Source organism: Bacteroidota bacterium (assembly GCA_030706565.1).
Lineage (GTDB): Bacteria > Bacteroidota > Bacteroidia > Bacteroidales > JAUZOH01 > JAUZOH01.
Genome location: JAUZOH010000217.1, coordinates 1 through 6,362, shown reverse-complemented (window position 1 = coordinate 6,362; position 6,362 = coordinate 1). Strand labels below are relative to the sequence as shown.

4 protein-coding genes and 1 pseudogene are annotated in these 6,362 nt (G+C 40.1%); all 5 read right to left on the bottom strand.

Features of this window, described 5'->3' with window-relative positions; translation table 11 throughout:
- Positions 1–400: 400 nt before the first annotated feature.
- On the bottom strand, positions 401–625 hold the full coding sequence (locus tag Q8907_11095) for a hypothetical protein (protein MDP4274813.1): 225 nt from the start codon (positions 623–625) through the stop codon (positions 401–403).
- A 24-nt stretch (positions 626–649) separates the two neighbouring features.
- Complete coding sequence (locus Q8907_11090) at positions 650–2,830, bottom strand: alpha-L-rhamnosidase C-terminal domain-containing protein (GenBank protein ID MDP4274812.1); 2,181 nt, start codon at positions 2,828–2,830, stop codon at positions 650–652.
- A gap of 311 nt (positions 2,831–3,141) precedes the next feature.
- A complete protein-coding gene (locus tag Q8907_11085; protein ID MDP4274811.1) occupies positions 3,142–4,242 on the bottom strand; it encodes a sialidase family protein in 1,101 nt (366 codons plus the stop codon).
- A 48-nt stretch (positions 4,243–4,290) separates the two neighbouring features.
- Positions 4,291–4,638: pseudogene (locus Q8907_11080) on the bottom strand (alpha-L-rhamnosidase C-terminal domain-containing protein).
- Between the two features lie 31 nt (positions 4,639–4,669).
- A complete protein-coding gene (locus tag Q8907_11075) occupies positions 4,670–6,070 on the bottom strand; it encodes an acetylxylan esterase (GenBank protein ID MDP4274810.1) in 1,401 nt (466 codons plus the stop codon).
- Positions 6,071–6,362 lie beyond the last annotated feature (292 nt).

Here is a 6,362-nt window from a genome sequence, read left to right as displayed (position 1 = left end):
GTTTCAACTCCTGCTGACTTTGAGCTTTCCCATAGCCAGATAAGCCAAGCAAAAGAAAGAGATAGCATAATAATTTTCTCATTTAGATAATTGTTTGTTTGAAGTGCGTTTTATTTAGTATAAAATGGCTTTATATTATATAGCAAATTAAATAATTATATATTATTGAATGGGTATAATCCTTCTTAAGTTTTTAGACAGTATGAAAGGTTTTGTCTATCTTATTATCAGAAACCGAATCGTCCATATTGATGTAGAAGTTTATGGTAAGACAGCCGAATTTCTTTTTCAATGCATCCTGAAGGTTCAAGATTCATTAATGTGCCTTGGGTTTAAATATTTTCTCTTCGTCAATAATCAGCTTTTCCTGATGAGCCGGCTTAACGGTAAAAGAGAAATCCTACATATCGTTTAATAACATCATTTGTGCTATTGCTCTGTCACAGGACAGTGCAGCTTTAATGCAGGTATTAGGAATAGGTAGTGGCTCTTGAAGGTTGACGGGAAGTTTCTGTATTTCTGCTGGTTCATCAATTACAGTTTGGACAATTAATGACCATGATGAACTCAGCAGAATTGCCAGAAACAAAATTAAACGAGCTTCTATGGCTTTTTTTAACTTCATTTTATGACGAACCTAATCTGATAATTATTTCTCGGCCTTATATTTGATCGTATATTCTTTGTCTTTTTCAATAGTCATTTCGTACTGATGGTTCCCTGTATTTTTTATCTGAACATTATTACAAAACGGCTTGATGGTGCTTTTAAACCTTAAAGTGCCGGTACCTGTATCTGATTTTACCTTTATTTGATTTGTATTGCAATAAACATGGATATCCCCTTTAGGTGCAGGAACCGTTCCGTCCATCCATTTTAAACCGCCTAAAGCAGGTTCTACAGAATAGGTTTGATATCCGGGTGAAGTAGGTTTCACTCCCAAATAATATTTCCCGAGAAGGTAAATCGGGCTTGCTCCCCAGGCATGGCAAAGACTTTTGCCGAATGGGCGTCCGTACATGGCATAATGTTCTGTACCTTTTCTTGAGGGATTATATTCTTCCCAAAAAGAGGTGGCTCCAAGCTTAAGCATCCCGCCCCAGTAATTTTTCATTTCTTTCAGGACATAAGATTGTTCTCCTAAGGCGCAAAGGGCTTCCAATTCATAAAAACGCATATAAGGAGTAGTGATTTTCTGGATGCTGTCGTTCAACAATACATGCATTTTTACACCCTGTTCCTGGTTTTTGTTCAAGTACCCGAAGAAAATGGCAAACATGTTGGAATAGCGGGTGATGTTATTTGTAGGAATACCGTCAATACGGCTGTGTACAAAAGCCTGTTTATTTTCGTTCCAGTAATAAGAGAAAAGTTTTGATCTCAAATCGGAAGACAGTTGTTTATATTGAGCTGCGTTTTCAGAATAACCTGCAATATCGGCACAAAGTGACATTGTTTCAAGACTTCTGCTAAATAAAAGCTGTTCAAAGCTGACTTCTCCTTGTTTACTTAATCCGTCAGCCCAGTCGATGAAAAGCCAGTCACCTGGTTGTCCAACCAACAAACCATCTTTCTCCCTTCTGGAAAGGCAAAAGTCCATCAGGCTCTGCATGCGGGGGTATACTTGTTTGATAAAGGATTTATCGCCGGTATACAGGTAATAATTGTAGATGCTCAAGAACCAATAGAAAGTATAATCCATGATGGTATTGATATGGCTGGTAATGGGATCCTTCCCACGCAATGCCAGTATAGTCCTTCTTACTGTCGGGGAATCAAAAAACAGGTAATAATTCATCAAATAACTTTGATAGGCATCGCCCGACCAGATCCAGTGATCGCGTTTAATCCCGTCAATAAAGAATTCGCGGGTGTTAAGATGTAGCGTATATGCTGCCACATCCCATATTTTATTGATTTCTTCGTCAGAACACCTGAATTGTCCCCGTTGGGTAACGGGAAGGTATTCATACATCATCGAAACCGAATCGAATTGCACATTCCCGTTGGTTTGTATATTTACATAACGGAAAGCACGTGAATCCGGGGTGAGATAATCAGCTGTTGCAGACTGATTGACAGGTAAATGATCCAAAAGTTCACATTTTTCAGTTGAAAGTGCTTCTTCTTCAGATTCCCCATAGTACAGCGAAATGTTTCCGGAACCTTTTAAATTGTGGAATTTTACAAAACCAATAGTTTCTTTCCCAAAATCTACAAGGATCCCATTATTTGATTTTTTTGTTCCCTTTGCCAATAGGGGAATAACTGATAAATTACATTTAGAAGGAGGTAAATCGGGGGAATTGAAATTCCAGCTTCCTGCATTGAGCATGACTGTGCCGGATTTGTCGGATACTTTTCCTGATTCGCCAATCAATGGCTTGTCTTCGGAAATTACCTGCCATGAAGAATCTGAAACCAGAGTATTCCCTTTAACATAAATTGCAGGAACCCTGTCAAGGCAAAAAACCTTTAGACTGAGATTGTGTTTTCCGGCGGGGACAGAAATGTGGGTGGTTCCTGACGGGAAAGCAGCGCCATCAAGTTTTAGGTAATAGATACCTTCAACCCGGAGATCAATTTCTTCTGATCTGGTCAAGTTGAAATTCTTTGCAAAATTAACTAAAGGATAGTGGCTGTCTTCCTTCCAGAAGGGAGGAGAGAACACCCCTCTGTCCGTATGTTTATTTTGCATCTGGTTCCCCAGCCAAATTTCATAATCACCCGGATACCAAATCCAGGTTGCTTTGTTTTGGGCTTCTGCCTTTTCTATATTAAAAAAGGGAATGAAAAGAAATATCAACAGGATTGTTCTTAAATAATTCATTGTTAAAATTTTATATTTGAAGGTAAAATTTAGTCATCGTTCAAATTTACTGATTTTTCTTGAACTGGTGTATTTACTTTTTAATATAACATTGTGATGTTAATAGAATACAGGTCAGGAATATGGTGGTCGTTCTGAAAACAATATTCAAATAGTTACGGAAAGGGGATTTTAGATGTACAAGGAAACCGCCGGTAAAATAAAAGCGGCTTAAGTTTCTCCGGACTATCAGAATTACTCCAAAAGCAACTCATATTAGCACTTTTTACCTCTTGCCTCCTCGGTAGCCCTGAGCGAGGTTTCATTTCCAATCACCACACCTGCTTTTTCCTGGATTTCTCAGGCCATTTCCCATTTTTTATTTTAACCAGATTTAATTTTTCGGGATTAATAACCACATGTTTGATCCGCTGCCGTCGCCAGGTATAAACAATATGAACCAACCCGTCTGAAGTTTGAATCACCGAAGGATAGGAATACTGGCTGATTGGCGAATCTTCAAGTATCAAAGCTGCATACCATTCTTTCCCGTCTTTTGAAAGTGCAACATTTAAAGGGGTTCTGACTCCTGTTGTTTCTCCTTTTGGCGGAAGTACGTGATTGTATACCAATAATTGCCAGCCATTTTTCAGGGTAACAGCATCAATGCCCGAATTGTTGTTGGGTAAAGATGTCGGTATCATGGGCGACCAATGTAATCCGTTATCTTTTGACCGCGATTCCATGATCGCCCTGTTTTTGCTTCTGCATAATACTTGCAGTGAGCCGTCTTTGTATACTAAAATACTGGGTTGGATAGCATTAATGGTTTTCCCATCGTTAACTGGCCCAATCCATTCCCAGGCTTTTCCGAAGTCTGGAGTGAGTTCGAAATGAACTTTCCAGCCGTCTTTTTCGGTGCTTGAAGGGCATAATAATTTTCCATTGCTAAGCAAAACAGGTTTATTTTTGATAGGGCCGAGAAATCCTTCCGGTAAAGCCTGCGGTTTCGACCAGGTCATCCCGTAATCTTTTGAACTGATCATCCAACCTTTCCAACCTGCCACATAAGGCCCGATTTTGTAAAACAAAAGTAAATCTCCTCCGGGAACCTGATACAAAACCGGATTCCAGCATGCGTACCGCAATGTGTCATTTTGAATGCCATTGGCGACATTAACCGGTTCGCTCCATTTTCCGTTTTCATAACGGCTTACCCGGATGCATACATCGGGAAATCCTTCCTTTGTCCCGCCAAACCAGGCTGCAACAAGTCCTTTCGGAGTCTCGGCAATAGTCGAAGCATGACTTTCGGGAAATGATGCCCGTTCAAAAATAAATTCATCGGTTAATATTCCCTGCTTCCAGTCTCTTTTGGTTTCGAGCGAGTAATTTCCGGAATCTGTTTCAAATACAGCCTGTTTGCCATCCATCTTCTGGGAATTTAACCCTTTGCTTGAGGTTTCTTCTTTGCCGTTCTCTGTTACATCCTTTTCTGAGCTTGCCGGAATATAGACAGAGGCTTTGCTTTTGTCCGGAACTGTATTCTTCCATGTGAAGTGATCCGGTTGATTTTCACATTCGCTTTTAATCAATCCGTTAATAGAATGATAAAATGCTCTAACCGAATTTAAACCTTTGGCCAGTGAAGGTTTCATGATGATTTGTTCAAAACCTTGATGTGCTGGATCTTTTAGCAATTCACAGTGCAGGAAGGTTGTGTTTACCGGTTCTGTAGCCTTTAAACCAAAAACAGAGAGATAAAAACAGCTTAATAACAAAACTGTCCTTAAATATTTTGCAGATTGATTTAATTTATTGGTTTTCATAAATTAAAGTGCTTAAATTGTGGCTATTAATTTATTCCTGTTTTGCTTTTTCTTCTTCAAAAACTTTGTACAGTTGATCGATATTTTTTATCGCATTTGAAGGTAAAAGTTCCCCATTTTTGCCAAATACATACAGGGCAGGATATTTTTCAATAGTAACGGTTGATTCGTCAATTTCATCATCCTTGTTTTTCACTGCATTGAGATCAAGGCCCAGTTGTTTGGCCATAAATACGTACATGGCCATTCTTTTGGAACTCCCGTAATCATGTCCCTCTTTTGGAAAATGCGCATTTTCAACCAGATCCTTTTTCCCGTAAAAACTGTATGTCCGCTGGATAAACGGAAATTCCAGTTCGGGGACATTGGCCGTCCAGTCTTTTCCGTCGGAGATGATCATCATGGGCCTGGGCGCTGCCATGGCTGCAATCTCGGCATTGTTTGTGCCTCCCAGGCATAGCTGGAAAGGCATGCCGCTTTCGCAGGGGCAGCCGCCGAAGAAATAGGACGAAACCATGACAACCGGCACGCTGACTTTTATCCTGTTGTCAATTGCCGTCAGCTGCATGGTTTGTGAACCGCCTCCCGAAGCCCCGGTGATGGCAATCCGGCTTGTATCGGCACCTTTCAAGGTGGTCAGATAATCTAATATTCTGATTCCGTTCAGATTGTGTATGGTGTTGGCAATACTCCGGCGGTGGTCTTCATCTTTGAACTGAAGACGCGATTCCCCCCAGGCGAAAAGATCATAACTGAAGGCTATGGCACCCATACGGGCCAGCAGGGCACAACGGTACTGACAGTCGGCACGGTAGCGCCCGTCCTGAAAATGACCGTCAGGATTGAGGATAATAGGGCAGAGGCCTTTGGGTTTGATCGGTCTGTATAGCGAACCGCAAACATAAAGTCCCGGAAGGGTTTCAATGGCTACATTTTGCACAGTATAGCCATTCATTACCCTTTGGGGAGTGACAATGGGTTTTGTACCCGGGCTTTTGGGCATGGGGTTCAGTCCCAGTGCAGAAATCATGCACTCTCTGAGCGCCTGCTTCCTTGCTTCCCAGGAAAGGCGGTCATTGTATAAAGTCGAAAAATAAGCCAGCTGTGCTTTCCCTTCTTCAGGAGTGCGCCTGGCGTATTCAAAAGGTTTTATTTTATAAACATTTTCGTATTCTTTGGTAAATGACATGTCAAAGGGCGACAGGATATTAGTCAGGGTTTGTTCCAGGTTGTAACTGCGAATTCGCCATTCTGCATAATTTAATATCTTATCCTTAACCAGATCTTCGGGATATTTCAATTTGACCTTAAAGCCGGTTTGAATTTCATCCAGTAACTCTTTTAAAGGTTTTTTATACTGTTCATCTGCAGTCTGGGCAAAAAGCCCGGTGGAAAACAACAGCAGGCAGGTTAAAGCAAATAAATTTTTCATTCCCTGAAATTTTAAATCTTTTGAAAAGGGCAACTTACTTTAAATCTGAAAATTTGTAATCGTTTCCACTTTATATAATTCAGAAAAATAATTAGATAAAATGTTGGAAACAGCAAAAATATGTAGATGCTTATGAGTTAATATTAATTTGTTTTGAAATCATAGACAAATAATTATCAATTTTTTTGATGAATGATTAAGTCTGCTTTTCATGTTTCTGTCTGGCAGGATTAATCAGTACTACGATTAAAAACCATCCTTAAAGCTGAAGGTGGTCCTTTAAAAAACTTTT

Excerpts from the sequence above, each read along its gene's own strand:
- Q8907_11075 (MDP4274810.1), bottom strand. The coding sequence starts at position 6,070 with ATGAAAAATTTATTTGCTTTAACCTGCCTGCTGTTGTTTTCCACCGGG.
- Q8907_11090 (MDP4274812.1), bottom strand. The coding sequence starts at position 2,830 with ATGAATTATTTAAGAACAATCCTGTTGATATTTCTTTTCATTCCCTTT.
- Q8907_11095 (MDP4274813.1), bottom strand. The coding sequence starts at position 625 with ATGAAGTTAAAAAAAGCCATAGAAGCTCGTTTAATTTTGTTTCTGGCA.
- Q8907_11085 (MDP4274811.1), bottom strand. The coding sequence starts at position 4,242 with ATGGATGGCAAACAGGCTGTATTTGAAACAGATTCCGGAAATTACTCG.